General features: G+C 36.2%; 14 protein-coding genes and 13 tRNA genes. All 27 read left to right on the top strand.

Translation table 11 applies throughout. The annotated features are described in order from the left end of the window. Positions 1-164: 164 nt before the first annotated feature. The gene (gene cshA / locus C1H58_RS07560) at positions 165-1,652 is read left to right on the top strand and encodes a degradosome RNA helicase CshA (protein ID WP_165545829.1); all 1,488 of its coding nucleotides are present in this window, start codon (positions 165-167) and stop codon (positions 1,650-1,652) included. Positions 1,653-1,988: 336 nt separating this feature from the next. Then, a complete protein-coding gene (locus C1H58_RS07555; protein WP_165545828.1) occupies positions 1,989-2,417 on the top strand; it encodes a PH domain-containing protein in 429 nt (142 codons plus the stop codon). Further along, on the top strand, positions 2,410-3,924 hold the full coding sequence (locus C1H58_RS07550) for a PH domain-containing protein (protein ID WP_165545827.1): 1,515 nt from the start codon (positions 2,410-2,412) through the stop codon (positions 3,922-3,924). Before C1H58_RS07555 ends, C1H58_RS07550 begins: the two co-directional genes overlap by 8 nt. Further along, complete coding sequence (locus C1H58_RS07545; protein WP_060829607.1) at positions 3,908-4,429, top strand: PH domain-containing protein; 522 nt, start codon at positions 3,908-3,910, stop codon at positions 4,427-4,429. The genes C1H58_RS07550 and C1H58_RS07545 overlap by 17 nt, the downstream gene beginning before the upstream one ends. Next, positions 4,426-4,782 carry a holo-ACP synthase gene (gene acpS, locus C1H58_RS07540; RefSeq protein ID WP_050330431.1) on the top strand — a complete coding sequence of 119 codons (357 nt, stop codon included), beginning with the start codon at positions 4,426-4,428 and terminating at the stop codon, positions 4,780-4,782. Before C1H58_RS07545 ends, acpS begins: the two co-directional genes overlap by 4 nt. 44 nt (positions 4,783-4,826) lie before the next feature. After that, a complete protein-coding gene (gene alr, locus C1H58_RS07535; RefSeq protein WP_165545826.1) occupies positions 4,827-5,975 on the top strand; it encodes an alanine racemase in 1,149 nt (382 codons plus the stop codon). A gap of 85 nt (positions 5,976-6,060) precedes the next feature. Further along, the gene (gene mazE, locus C1H58_RS07530) at positions 6,061-6,231 is read left to right on the top strand and encodes a type II toxin-antitoxin system antitoxin MazE (RefSeq protein ID WP_016426487.1); all 171 of its coding nucleotides are present in this window, start codon (positions 6,061-6,063) and stop codon (positions 6,229-6,231) included. Next, positions 6,232-6,585 (top strand): type II toxin-antitoxin system PemK/MazF family toxin, encoded by a 354-nt coding sequence (locus C1H58_RS07525; protein ID WP_165545825.1) that lies wholly within the window; start codon positions 6,232-6,234, stop codon positions 6,583-6,585. A gap of 58 nt (positions 6,586-6,643) precedes the next feature. Continuing rightward, the gene (locus tag C1H58_RS07520) at positions 6,644-7,648 is read left to right on the top strand and encodes a SpoIIE family protein phosphatase (protein WP_060829609.1); all 1,005 of its coding nucleotides are present in this window, start codon (positions 6,644-6,646) and stop codon (positions 7,646-7,648) included. 78 nt (positions 7,649-7,726) lie between these two features. After that, positions 7,727-8,053, top strand: coding sequence for an anti-sigma factor antagonist (locus C1H58_RS07515; RefSeq protein WP_050330435.1), 327 nt, complete (start codon positions 7,727-7,729; stop codon positions 8,051-8,053). Position 8,054: 1 nt separating this feature from the next. Beyond that, positions 8,055-8,534, top strand: a complete 480-nt coding sequence (gene rsbW, locus C1H58_RS07510; protein WP_016426491.1) for an anti-sigma B factor RsbW — start codon at positions 8,055-8,057, stop codon at positions 8,532-8,534. Beyond that, positions 8,509-9,279 carry an RNA polymerase sigma factor SigB gene (sigB, locus tag C1H58_RS07505; protein ID WP_016426492.1) on the top strand — a complete coding sequence of 257 codons (771 nt, stop codon included), beginning with the start codon at positions 8,509-8,511 and terminating at the stop codon, positions 9,277-9,279. The genes rsbW and sigB overlap by 26 nt, the downstream gene beginning before the upstream one ends. Positions 9,280-9,813: 534 nt before the next feature. Next, positions 9,814-11,964, top strand: a complete 2,151-nt coding sequence (locus C1H58_RS07500; protein WP_165545824.1) for a Tex family protein — start codon at positions 9,814-9,816, stop codon at positions 11,962-11,964. Then, entirely contained in the window at positions 11,957-12,412 is a 456-nt protein-coding gene (locus C1H58_RS07495) for a SprT family protein (RefSeq protein ID WP_050330438.1), read from the top strand. Before C1H58_RS07500 ends, C1H58_RS07495 begins: the two co-directional genes overlap by 8 nt. Before the next feature lie 421 nt (positions 12,413-12,833). Beyond that, positions 12,834-12,916 (top strand) — tRNA-Leu (locus tag C1H58_RS07490). Between the two features lie 21 nt (positions 12,917-12,937). Next, positions 12,938-13,011, top strand: a tRNA-Gly gene (locus tag C1H58_RS07485). Between the two features lie 7 nt (positions 13,012-13,018). Continuing rightward, positions 13,019-13,093 (top strand) — tRNA-Asn (locus C1H58_RS07480). 1 nt (position 13,094) lies between these two features. Continuing rightward, positions 13,095-13,166, top strand: a tRNA-Glu gene (locus C1H58_RS07475). Between the two features lie 10 nt (positions 13,167-13,176). Continuing rightward, positions 13,177-13,252 (top strand) — tRNA-Val (locus C1H58_RS07470). A gap of 3 nt (positions 13,253-13,255) precedes the next feature. Beyond that, positions 13,256-13,331, top strand: a tRNA-Thr gene (locus tag C1H58_RS07465). Positions 13,332-13,335: 4 nt separating this feature from the next. After that, a tRNA-Lys gene (locus tag C1H58_RS07460) sits at positions 13,336-13,411 on the top strand. A 3-nt stretch (positions 13,412-13,414) separates the two neighbouring features. Continuing rightward, positions 13,415-13,496 (top strand) — tRNA-Leu (locus tag C1H58_RS07455). Between the two features lie 3 nt (positions 13,497-13,499). After that, a tRNA-Gly gene (locus C1H58_RS07450) sits at positions 13,500-13,574 on the top strand. Positions 13,575-13,581: 7 nt separating this feature from the next. Further along, positions 13,582-13,670, top strand: a tRNA-Leu gene (locus C1H58_RS07445). Positions 13,671-13,682: 12 nt separating this feature from the next. Next, positions 13,683-13,756, top strand: a tRNA-Arg gene (locus C1H58_RS07440). A 12-nt stretch (positions 13,757-13,768) separates the two neighbouring features. Then, positions 13,769-13,842, top strand: a tRNA-Pro gene (locus tag C1H58_RS07435). 15 nt (positions 13,843-13,857) lie between these two features. Beyond that, a tRNA-Ala gene (locus tag C1H58_RS07430) sits at positions 13,858-13,933 on the top strand. The last annotated feature ends 144 nt before the right edge of the window (positions 13,934-14,077 follow it).

Raw genomic sequence — 14,077 nt, 5'->3', positions numbered from 1 at the left:
TGTTGGCAATATCATTTAAATCCTTAGAAAATATATAAGAATTTAAATGATATTGATTTTTCGTTTATTGCGGTATTGTGGCTAAGATGGTAATATGTAGAAGTTAGATTAAACTTATTTGACAAAAATATATGAGAATTATGATTCAAAAAAGGAGAATTACTTTGCAAAATTTTACAAATTTAGGTGTTTCAGAACGTACAGCTGAAACCCTCGAGGCAATGGGTTTTACAGAGCCGACACCCATCCAAAAAGATAGTATCCCATATGCACTCGAAAACATCGATATATTAGGACAAGCGCAAACTGGAACAGGGAAAACAGGTGCGTTTGGTATTCCACTTATTGAAAAAGTAATTGGAAAAGAAGGTGTGCGTGCTTTGATCTTAGCACCTACACGTGAATTAGCGATGCAAGTGGCTGAACAATTAAGAGAATTTAGTCGTGGGCAAAAAGTTCAAGTCGTCACTGTTTTTGGCGGTATGCCAATTGATCGTCAAATCAAATCTTTAAAACGCGGACCACAAATCGTTGTAGGTACACCTGGGCGTGTGATTGATCACCTTAATCGTCGTACTTTAAAAACGCAATCTATCGAAACATTAATTTTGGACGAAGCAGATGAAATGATGAATATGGGCTTCATCGATGATATGCGTTATATTATGGATAAATTACCGTCTGAAAACCGTCAAACAATGTTGTTCTCAGCAACAATGCCAAAGGCAATACAAGAATTGGTTCAAAAATTCATGAAATCACCAAGAATTATTAAAACGATGAACAATGAAATTTCTGATCCACAAATTGACGAGTATTATACAATTGTGAAAGAGTTAGAGAAATTTGATACGTTTACGAACTTCTTAGACGTTCATCAACCTGAATTGGCTATTGTATTTGGACGTACAAAACGTCGTGTAGATGAATTAACAAGTGCATTATTATCTAAAGGTTATAAAGCAGAAGGTTTACACGGTGATATTACTCAGGCGAAACGTCTTGAAGTTTTGAAAAAATTTAAAAATGATCAAATTGATATTTTAGTAGCTACAGATGTGGCAGCGAGAGGACTTGATATTTCAGGTGTAAGCCACGTATATAACTTTGATATCCCTCAAGATACTGAAAGCTATACACACCGTATTGGCCGTACAGGACGTGCAGGTAAACATGGTATCGCTGTTACTTTTGTTAACCCAATTGAAATGGATTATATCCGTCAAATCGAGCAAACGAATCGCCGTCAAATGCGCGCATTAAGACCGCCACATCGTAAAGAAGTTTTAAAAGCACGCGAAGATGAAATAAAAAGTAAGGTTCAAAATTGGATGGAAGCTGATAAAGAACCACGTGTAGAAAATATTGCGAAACAGTTATTAGAAACTTATGATCAAACTGAACTTGTCACAGCATTATTGCAAGAACTTGTTGAATCAAATGATGAGGTTGAAGTACAACTTACATTTGAAAAACCTTTAGCACGTAAAAATCGTTCGCCAAAAGGAAATCGAAAAGTAGGCAATAATAAGCGTCACTCTAAATCAAATCGCAATTTTAAACAAAACAATAACAACAAAAAAGGTAACTTCAAACATAAAAGAGAAGCAAAAGTGAAGAAGGGCCGCACTTTTGCAGATCATCAAAAATAGGTAACTTTATTATAAACAATACGTACAACACGACTATTAGTTAAAGTGTTTATGTCATTGTGTTGTGATAATGACCATCAATTTTAAAGAGGTTAGACAATCAGGTATACAGAAGCGTTCAAACAGACACTAATGAGTAGTGACTATAACGCATCTGTCAGGTATTGTTTGGCCTCTTTTAATCATGTTCAATAAAGCAAAATGCTCTTGAAAAGGCATTGAAACGCATTCAGCCTACATAAAGATTTATGATATAATGATGCTAAATTTATTGAGGAGTGTTAAATCATTATGGAATTTGAATTTCTTCACCCCCCTAAGGTGGCATTGACATATATGAAAATATTATGTGTCATACAATGTAGCATCGTAATCGTCTTGATTGGCGTTGCAAGTTGGCTATGGTTGTATTTTGACTTATGGATGATTATGATATACGTTTTTGCCATAATAGCAGTCATGGCGCTCATCTTTTTTATAGCGAAGCCTTTTATTTATTATCGCTATTATACATATCGCATAACAGCGCATTATATTGAAATTCAAAAACGATGGTGGTTTAGAAAATATGAAGTCATTCAAATAGAGCGGATTCAAAGTATTTCGCGTGAAAATGGACCGTTACAAAGGCATTATCAATTACAACAGTTGCATTGTACTACCGCGGGTCATAGTATCCAACTTCCTCTTGTTCTGGATGAAGACGCGAAACGTATTGAAGCCTATTGTATGAACCAACTTAAAGGTGGTGATGCAGATGTATAGTCCACAAAAATTGCATCCGATTTCATATATATTATCATTGATTACAGCGATTAAAGATAATTTTATGTTTATTATTATCTTTCTTATCTTTCAAATAGATTCATTTGATTTTTCAGATCTTAAAAACTATGTGTGGCCCGGAATTCTTATAATTTTGTTTGTAATGAGTTTTTTAAGACGCTCTGTTGAAATTTTTCGTACTCGTTATTGGATAGAAAATGAATATTTTGTACTTACAAGTGGTCTTTTTAATTTAGAACGTAAAGAATTAAATATTAAACGTATTCAATCTGTTGATATTACTCAAAATATTGTTCATCAACTTGTAGGTGGCGTAAAACTTACAATTAAAACACCTAGCGATGGCATTAACTTAGACATGGTCACAAAGCAACAAAGCGTTTGGATTCAACAAGAAATAGAAAAAACGAAGCGTCAAATTGAAGAAACTGAAACAGTTGAAACAGTGGATGAACATACTCACTTTGAAGATGCGAATTCTAATAGTGTACAACATGAAGATATACACGTTTATCAATTGTCATTGAAAAACTTATTGCTCATGAGTATGACGAGTGGGGCACTTTTTGTCACATTACTTACGATATTACCGATACTATCAGCACTCTCTGATGTGATTCCTTGGGACAAAATCTTTTCTCAAGTCAACGGTTTTGTAGCACATATTACTATTGCCTCGGTTATCGTCATTTTTGCGATTTTGTTCATTGCCTATATTGCCGGTGTGCTGATGAATATGATTCGATTTTATCAATTCACCCTTATACGTAATGGCGATTTCTTAAAAGTTAAATATGGTTTGTTTAATGTAAAAACCATGACCCTCCCAATTTCAAGGATACAAGCGATTGAAGAGGAAAAGTCATTTATTAGACACATGCTTGGTTATACTAAATATGCGTTTATTATTACAAGTGATATGGATTTGGACACAGAAGACGATACAATCACTGGTCGTATAACGGTGTTACCATTTATCAAACAAAAAGAAGCACAAATGTTAATTTCGTCATTGGTTCCGAACATGGCTTTTCATCAAGTCGAAAAAGGGATGCCGTGGCGTGGGTTTCATAGACGTTTTTGTATACTTTCACTCATTCTCATAAGTATTATATGGGCGTTTAATGATTATTTATGGACATGGATTTGGATCCCGACTGTCATCATCATTGCTTATCTCGTATTACACAGCTGGGTTGCGACACTTTATTCCGGCGCATACTTCAGTAAAGATGAGGCGGCAGTATGTAAAGTAACAGGATTCGGGTTTAGAACGACTTACTTTAAAAAAGACAAGGTTTTAGGTTATCAAGAAAGTGCGCATCCTTTTATGAGACGAGCAAACCTTACACATTTTCGATTTATTTTAGCAAGTGGATCAATCAATAAAGAAGTTGGATTAAATTTTGAAGATAAAAATAAAGCGAAGGCATATAATCATTGGTATCTAGGAGGTGCAACAGTGTATCATGGAAAAAATGAGTGAGCAGGGTCCTAAAGCAATGCGAGTTGTAGCGGTGATTGTTGCTGCAATCATTTTGATAGTACTCATTGCGAGTCTTGTGGCAGCTTTTTATTTAGAGTGGAATAAATGGATGCTTGTTTTAAGTGGTTTGATTGCTGTAATATGGCTGTTGTACCTTATTATATATGCATGGATAAACCCTATTTATCAATATCGAATATTTGGATATCACTATACAAAAGATCTAATTACAGTGAGAGAAGGGTTTATATTTATCAGGCAAGATACGATTCCTCTCTTTAGAATTCAAAATGTGGATTTAAATGAAGGATGGATTATGAGGAAATACCATCTCGCAACATTAACACTTTCTACTGCAGGTGGAAATCACCAAGTATCTTATATTGATAAGCAAGTTGCATTAAAAATAATGAAATTTATTAAACGGGAAAGTCAAAATGACCTTGAACTTCCTCAGAATGCGACGTCGAATCAGATGAATGATGGAGATGAAGAGATTTCATGATATTTGGAATAGGAATAGATTTAGTTGAAATGTCACGAATGCGTAAAATACTAAGTCGCCAAAGTCGCTTTCCAGAGAGAGTTTTAACATCTGGTGAGCGAGAAACTTTCAACAATATCCAATCGGAAAGAAGACGACTTGAGTTTTTAGCTGGACGTTTTGCTGTAAAAGAAGCTTTTAGCAAAGCATTAGGCACAGGTATAGGGGAAAGCGTGTCATTTCAGGATATTCATTGTGAAAATGATGAAATGGGGAAACCTACGATACAGTATGAAGGGTTTAAAGTCCATGTATCCATTACGCACACAGAACAGTATGCCGTGAGTCAAGTGATTTTAGAAAAAGATGAATAGGAACATAGCGGAATGCGCTTTAATAATTGAGGAAGGTGACTTGAATGTCAGAAAAGTATTATCGTACCACCACATTGAAAATAGATTTAGATGCAATTACAGAAAATTATTATGCATTAACAAAATTGCAACCGAATAAAACATTGATGCCTGTTGTTAAAGCAAATGCTTATGGTTTAGGGAGTATACAAATTGCTCAACATCTTAGTCAATTAGGGGCAGAGTTCTTTTGTGTAGCAACGTTAGACGAGGCAATAGAGCTACGAATGCATGGTATTAAAGAGAAGATTTTAATTTTATCAAGCATACCACCTGATGCAATTAACAAAGCGATTCAACATCGTGTTGCGGTAGCCGTTCCTTCAAAATCATGGTTAGAAGCGGCAATTTCACATATCGATAGTGATACAGATAAATCTTTATGGATGCACATTAAATTGGATACTGGAATGAACCGATTAGGGATTAAAGATATAGAAATGTATCATGAAGTGAAAGCAATGATAGAAGCACATGATTTATTGGTGTTTGAAGGTACTTTTTCACATTTTCATTCAGCAGATGAGGATGATGATTCAGCGCAACAACAATATACACGTTTTGAAGAAATGATTGAAAGCACAGACCATCCACCGTATATTCATATTCAAAACTCTGCTGGCGCATTACGTTTTGATCCTGCATTATGTAATGCCTTTAGAGCAGGTATCGCGTTGTACGGTTATTATCCATCAACTTTTATAGAAGAAAAGGCAACAGCTAAGTTAAAGCCTTCAGCTAAGTTAGTGTCACAAGTGATGCAAGTTAAACACGTTCGTAAAGGTGAGGGTATCGGCTATGGCCATACATTCAAAGCCCTAGAAGATATGCACGTGGCTTTACTTCCTATTGGGTATGCAGATGGTTATTTACGTTCAATGCAACATGCACATGTGCGTTTAGGCGCTTTCCAATGTGAAGTGGTTGGGCGTGTAAGTATGGATCAAACAGCAATTCGTGTGCCGGGACATACGCAGCTCGGTGACGAAGTGATTTTGATTGATAACCAGGCGCACACATCACAATCTGTTGAAGCCTTAGCGGCCCAACAGCAAACGATTAATTATGAAGTCCTTTGTAATTTAGGTAGACGTATCGCGCGTCAATATGTGACAAAAGAAATGTCCGAAATCTCGAACGAATTGTTAAAATAGTATGGTACTTCCGACTGATTTTTGATATTATAATCAGTAATCAGAGAATTTTTTAATGTGTTGTATTGATATGGAGGTCCTATTTATGTCAGCATTCAATCAAACAAGATTTAAAAATTTAGAACAATCTTTAAAAGAAGGCTATGTTCAAATGGCAGATTTGAATCTCTCCCTAGCAACTGAAGCATATTCAGTTGAATGTGAAGCCTGTGATTGTAATGAATCACACTTGTTATCAGATTATAAGGATGACTAAATGAAGCGCGGGGACGTTTACTTAGCAGATTTATCACCAGTACAGGGCTCTGAACAGGGGGGAGTAAGGCCCGTAGTTATTATTCAGAATGACACTGGAAATAAATACAGTCCAACTGTTATTGTCGCAGCAATTACTGGTCGGATTAATAAAGCTAAAATACCAACGCATGTAGAAATAGAAAAAAATAAATATAAGCTCGACAAAGATTCTGTCATCTTATTAGAACAAATTCGAACGGTCGATAAGAAGAGACTTAAAGAGAAATTAACATTTTTATCTGAAGAAAAGATGAAAGAAGTTAATTACGCACTTGGTATTAGTTTAGGACTGAACACGAATCATCATAAATAGGCTTTAGGACAACTCTCCTAAAGCCTTTTAGCTGTTATAAAGTAAAGGGGGACGTCTAATGTCGGAAGATAGCAAATTGCGCTATTTTGAGCTCGTGCGTCAATTTTTAAAGCATGATAATAGAGAAAAAATATTAAAGCAAGCGCAATCGTTTTCGAAGGATTTATCAGACGATGCATTACTACCTGAAGATTTTGTGTGTATACATAAGCAATTTTTTAAAAATAATTCATTGAATCAATCAGAGATGATTGAGAGCCTAGACGTTCTAAAGACAGTCGTTGAGAGCTTCGGCTATGATTATCAAGATTATAAAAATTTAGTTAACAAAGTTGAAGTTCATGACAAAGAGTTGGATGTTGCTTCAAGATTACAGCAAACGATGTTAAAAACAAATATCCCTCAATTTGATAGCATTCAAATTGGTGTCATTTCAGTTGCAGCACAGCATGTGAGCGGCGACTATTTTAACTTAATTGATCATAAAGACGGCACGATGAGTTTTGCTGTTGCAGATGTCATAGGTAAAGGTATCCCAGCAGCATTGGCAATGAGTATGATTAAATTTGGCATGGATTCTTATGGTCATTCTCAATTACCTAATGATGGCTTAAAACGTCTAAATCGTGTAGTTGAAAAAAATATCAATCAGAATATGTTTGTTACAATGTTTTATGGTTTATATGAAGATTTAAATCATGTTCTTTACTGTAGCTCTGCTGGACACGAGCCAGGGTATATTTTTAGAGCTAAAACCAATGAATTTGAAGAAATTACAGTTCGAGGACGCGTTTTAGGCGTGAGTCCTCATGTCCGTTATCAACAACAAGAGATAGCGATTGAAATTGATGATATGATTATTATTTTCACAGACGGTGTGACTGAAATACGCAAAGAGGATGGACATTTTATCAATACACAAAATATCCTTGATTTTATCCTTAAATATAAATCATTGCATCCACAAGATATTGTGCAACTTTTATACGAAGAGCTTTTAAGAGTACAAAAGTCTGGTAAACGTGATGATCTTACAATACTTATTATTAAGCGTGTACATTAAATAAGATAGTGAGATTACAAATGATTAGAAATGGGTAAGAAAGTTAAGTAGAGAATAAACGTAGGAGTGTAATCAATAATGAACCTTAATATAGAAACGCAAGAACACAAGACACATTACGATATTTCAGTAGCTGGTGAACTTGACGTTGCAACTGTGCCAGAGTTAGAAAAAGTGTTGGTACCCATTCGACAAGCAGGGACACACGATATTTACGTAAATTTAGAAAATTTGACCTATATGGATTCAACTGGACTGGGTTTATTTGTCGGGACTTTAAAAGCTTTAAACCAACATGAAAAAGAATTATATATTTTAGGCGTGAATGATAGAATTAAACGATTATTTGAAATTACAGGTCTTGATGATTTAATGCATGTCAACGAAGGAACGGAGGTCGAATAAAATGACACATGCAAATGACTTCATTGAAATGAGACTTCCTGCTTCAGCTGAATATGTGAGTTTGATTCGTTTAACACTTTCTGGTGTTTTTACACGTGCAGGTGCGACTTATGATGATATTGAAGACGCTAAGATTGCTGTAAGTGAAGCTGTGACGAACGCAGTGAAACATGCTTACAAAGGCAAAGAAGAAAAAGGCTACATCAATGTCGGTTTTGAACTTGAACCAGATCGTATTAAAATCATTGTTTCTGACCAAGGTGATAGCTTTAATTACCAAGAGACTAAACAAAATCTAGGCCCTTATCAAGAAAATGAAAATATTGACTTCTTAAGAGAAGGTGGCTTAGGTTTATTCTTAATCGAATCGTTGATGGATGAAGTCACAGTTGATAAAGAAACTGGTGTTACGATTAGTATGATTAAGTATATTAGAAAAGAGCAGGTGCGAAATAATGGCGAAAGAGTCGAAATCAGCTAACGCTGTTTCACCTGAACAAATCAACCAATGGATTCAAGCACATCAAGAGCATCACGACGAAGAGGCCCAAGAAAAGCTCGTTAAACACTACGAAAAGCTAATTGAATCCTTAGCCTATAAATACTCAAAAGGCCAATCCCATCATGAAGATTTAGTGCAAGTTGGTATGGTTGGACTTATAGGCGCGATTAATCGATTTGATTTATCTTTTGATAGAAAATTCGAAGCTTTCTTGGTTCCGACTGTTATAGGTGAAATTAAGCGATATTTACGTGATAAAACATGGAGTGTTCATGTCCCACGTAGAATTAAAGAAATAGGACCGAGGATTAAAAAGGTCAGCGATGAATTAACGAACGAATTAGAACGATCACCTTCAATCAGTGAAATAGCTGACAGACTTGAAGTTTCAGAAGAGGACGTTCTTGAAGCGATGGAAATGGGTCAGAGCTATAATGCACTGAGTGTGGATCATTCCATCGAAGCGGATAAAGATGGTTCAACGGTTACATTATTAGATATTATGGGACAACAAGATGAAAATTTCGACTTAACTGAAAAGCGTATGATACTTGAACGGATTTTACCTATTTTATCTGATCGTGAGCGAGAAATTATCCAGTGTACTTTTATAGATGGATTGAGCCAAAAAGAAACTGGAGAGCGTATCGGTTTAAGCCAAATGCATGTATCACGTTTACAAAGAACCGCTATAAAAAAGTTGCAAGAAGCAGCCAAAAAATAAAATCCAATAGATTAACATTGAAGTGGCTATAAAAATAATAATAGGAATTGAAGCATTTCATTTATAAAGAGTTTAGAACATAAACTATTTAAAGCGTTGATTAACTCGACTCGCTTGGTTATGGAGGTTGAAGTTTCGCTTATTATGCGATCATGCAACTACAGAGGTGGATCAAAGTGAATGTAGCTTCAATTAAATATCGTTCATTTCGCTTTTGTCATGATTAATTAAAAAATACGGAAGTGGTTTATTTTTAACTTTAATAGTGAATGATGACGTGCATAAACGAAACCACATTATACGAAGTTTTATCATAAAAAATAAGCGCTAAGACGATTTCTATTAAAAATCAACTTAGCGCTATTTATTTTGGGGTTAATGTCCTAGTCTTTTTTTTACATTTATAAAAAAGTAGAAATGGCAATTGGTACTTATAAAAAACACCTATTTTGAGTGCATTGGATTAAACTATTAACTTTCAAATGTGAATGTTACAATAATAAAGAACGAGAAACGAGAAAGTGGGGATTTAACTTGACCAATCATTTTGTTCAAGACATACATAATAAATATCAATTTCCAGTCAAACATATTAATGCTGTATTGCAGTTGTTAGAGGAGAAAAATACAGTACCTTTTATCGCACGTTACCGAAAGGAAGTAACCGGTGGATTGGATGAAGTTGAAATCAAACAAATAGCTGATGAATATCAATATATGGAAAATCTTCAAAAAAGAAAAGATGAAGTCATCCATAATATAGAGCAACAGGGCTTATTAACAGTTGAGCTAAAAAATGAAATTCAAAAGCAAACTAAATTACAGCGTGTCGAAGATTTATATCGTCCTTTTAAACAAAAGAAAAAGACACGTGCTACAGAAGCTAAAAGAAAAGGGCTAGAACCTTTAGCAGAGTGGCTATATCTACAACAACAAAATGCAAATATCGAGGAAAAAGCATCTGAATTTATCAATGAAGAAGTACCTTCAGTTGAACATGCATTGCAAGGGGCAAAAGATATTATCGCCGAGAAAATAGCAGATCATCCGCAATATCGGAAACAAATTTTAAGTCAAACGTTAAAAACAGCGAATATTACTTCGCAGAAAAAGAAAAATGCGGAAGATGAAAAAGCAACATTTGAAATGTATTACGATTATCAAGAGCCACTGCGCAAAGTTGCAAATCATCGTATATTAGCAATGAATCGTGGTGAATCCGAAAAAGTTTTACAAATTAAAATTGAAGCTAACCTAATAGAGCTCACGCAAAATATTAAAAAGTTAGAACTTAAAGCGCAAAATGATTTAACGACTTACGTTGAAAGCGCAATTGATGACGCAATGAAGCGTTTAATATTCCCTTCAATTGAAAGAGAAATTCGAGGCGATTTAACTGAGCGTGCCGAAACACAAGCGATTCACTTATTTAGTGAAAATCTAAAAAGTCTGTTACTACAACCGCCATTAAAAAATAAACAAATTTTAGGGGTAGACCCAGCTTTCAGAACGGGTTGTAAATTAGCAGTAGTAAATCCTTATGGCACTTTCATAGAAAAATCGGTGATATATCCACATCCTCCAGTTTCGAAAATCAAAGAAGCAGAACGTACATTCTTAGAAATAGTGAAAGCATTCAATATTGACTTGGTGGCAATAGGTAATGGTACGGCTAGCAGAGAAACAGAACAATTTGTTGCGAGCATGATTCAAGAAAATCAACTTGACTTGAAGTATATTATCGTCAATGAAGCGGGGGCTTCTGTTTATTCTGCATCAGACATTGCAAGAGCGGAATTTCCGGACTTTCAAGTAGAAGAAAGAAGTGCTGTGTCGATTGCGAGACGTGTTCAAGATCCTTTAAGTGAGCTTGTAAAAATTGATCCAAAATCCATTGGCGTTGGACAATATCAGCATGATGTAAATCAAAAAGCATTAGGTGGCGCTTTAGATTTTGTTGTTGAAACCGCCGTAAACCAAGTCGGTGTTGATGTTAATACAGCCTCAAGTACGTTGCTACAGCATGTGTCTGGTTTGTCTCGACAAATTGCTGAGAATATTGTTGCATATAGAGAAGAGAACGGTGCAATAACACATCATAAACAATTGAATAAAGTAAAACGTTTAGGCACCAAAACATTTGAACAAAGTATCGGCTTTTTGAGAATTGTCGAAGGCAAAGAACCGCTTGATAATACAGCAATTCATCCTGAAAGTTATCCTGCAACCTACCAGTTGTTAGAAACGGTAGGTTTAGAAATATCAGAAATTGGCAGTGGCAAAGCGCTAGAACAATTAAAGCAGCTTGACATTGCGACGCAAGCGAATGCTTTAAATATTGGTGTTCCAACCTTAGAAGATATTATTAAATCATTAATTGCGCCACATCGTGATCCAAGGGATGATTTTGAGACACCAGAACTCAAATCGGACGTTTTATCTATTGAAGACTTATCCAAAGGGATGAAACTGAATGGGACAGTCCGAAATGTTGTCGATTTTGGCGCTTTTGTAGATATTGGTGTGAAACAAGATGGGCTAGTCCATATTTCGAAACTAGCCAAAAAGTTTGTAAAACACCCAATGGACATCGTTAGTGTAGGAGATATTGTTGAAGTTTGGATAGAACAAATTGATCGACAAAAAGGAAAAGTTGCATTGACTATGATTAATCCTAATGAATAATCAAGAGCTACAAAAATTAACAGAAAGTATTGCGATTAATGAATTTAATCAGCCATTTCAACATCAAGCGTTCTTTAATAATCGATTAAGAACAACTGGTGGCAGATATATGTTAGAGTCGCATCATATTGAAATTAATCCGAAGCAATATGAAACGTATGGTAAGCAAGCATTAATAGATATTATCAAACATGAATTATGCCATTATTTTTTGCACATTGAAGGAAAAGGCTATCAACACAAAGATCAAGATTTTAAATTATTGGCTGAAAAGGTAAAGGCACCCCGTTTTTGTCAACCAATAAAAAGTTATCAATCTAGAGTTAAGTATGAATATCAGTGTCTTTCATGTCAGACCACATTTCAACGAATAAGAAGTGTAAATATCGAAAAAATGCGATGTGGAAAATGTGGGGGTCGTTTAAAATTATTACGTCAACTCAGATAGTATATAAATAGAGAGTAAAGGCAATTTATGTATTCTGTATTGTCATAGGATTAAGATTTATGAGATTTGAGATTTAAATTGCACACGCATTCAATCATTTCAAACTTTTTATTAACAGTACTTACGTTGATAATCACAATGATTGAATGCTAATTTTGTTTTTTATAAAAATTTTATTGACAAAAATGGATCACCTTATTATAATTATAAAAGTCGTCAGAACAAGAAGTTCTTTAAATTTATTAAAAGAAAAAATTATTTGACATAGAACGAGTTGTGTAGTATTCTAAAATACGTCGCAAATTTAATGTGTTAAAACAAGATGACAAACATTAAATTAATGTTAAAAAAGTGTTGACACTTCTAAAAGCGTATTATATAATGAATAACGTTCTGAAAAAAACCTATCGTTTGATTCCAAGCGGTCGTGGCGGAATGGCAGACGCGCTAGGTTGAGGGCCTAGTGGGAGAAATCCCGTGGAGGTTCAAGTCCTCTCGGCCGCATCAACCAATTTAATTTAATAAGCGGGTGTAGTTTAATGGCAAAACCTCAGCCTTCCAAGCTGATGTTGTGGGTTCGATTCCCATCACCCGCTCCATTGTTATTCCACAGTAGCTCAGTGGTAGAGCTATCGGCTGTTAACCGATCGGTCGTAGGTTCGAGTCCTACCTGTGGAGCCATGGCCCCTTGGTCAAGCGGTTAAGACACCGCCCTTTCACGGCGGTAACACGGGTTCGAGTCCCGTAGGGGTCATTTGAATTATGGAGAATTAGCTCAGCTGGGAGAGCATCTGCCTTACAAGCAGAGGGTCGGCGGTTCGAACCCGTCATTCTCCACCATTTGCCGGCCTAGCTCAACTGGTAGAGCAACTGACTTGTAATCAGTAGGTTGGGGGTTCAAGTCCTCTGGCCGGCACCATTTAGAGCCATTAGCTCAGTTGGTAGAGCATCTGACTTTTAATCAGAGGGTCAGAGGTTCGAATCCTCTATGGCTCACCATTAGCGGGTGTGGCGGAATTGGCAGACGCACTAGACTTAGGATCTAGCGCCTTACGGCGTGGGGGTTCGACTCCCTTCACCCGCATATGCAGAAGTAGTTCAGCGGTAGAATACAACCTTGCCAAGGTTGGGGTCGCGGGTTCGAATCCCGTCTTCTGCTCCATTGTTTTGCCGGGGTGGCGGAACTGGCAGACGCACAGGACTTAAAATCCTGCGGTGAGAGATCACCGTACCGGTTCGATTCCGGTCCTCGGCACCATTATTGCAATATGCGCCCGTAGCTCAACTGGATAGAGCGTTTGACTACGGATCAAAAGGTTATGGGTTCGACTCCTATCGGGCGCGCTACATACCTTCCGGGAAGTAGCTCAGCTTGGTAGAGCACTTGGTTTGGGACCAAGGGGTCGCAGGTTCAAATCCTGTCTTCCCGACTTCTTAAAAATCTTGGGGGCTTAGCTCAGCCGGGAGAGCGCCTGCTTTGCACGCAGGAGGTCAGCGGTTCGATCCCGCTAGTCTCCACCATTATTTTTTGAATGAACATTGAAAACTGAATGACAATATGTCAACGTTAATTCCGATAATTTGAGTACTTCAACGTACTTTGAAGAGTGATTGACTTAAACAATCAACGAGCTATATCAAGCTTACTTCTTTTATGGAGAGTTT

This window comes from Staphylococcus sp. 191, from assembly GCF_011174885.1.
In the GTDB taxonomy this organism is placed as follows: Bacteria; Bacillota; Bacilli; order Staphylococcales; family Staphylococcaceae; genus Staphylococcus; species Staphylococcus coagulans.
Note: the sequence above shows the minus strand (reverse complement) of the source record. Positions and strands in the feature narration are given on the sequence as shown.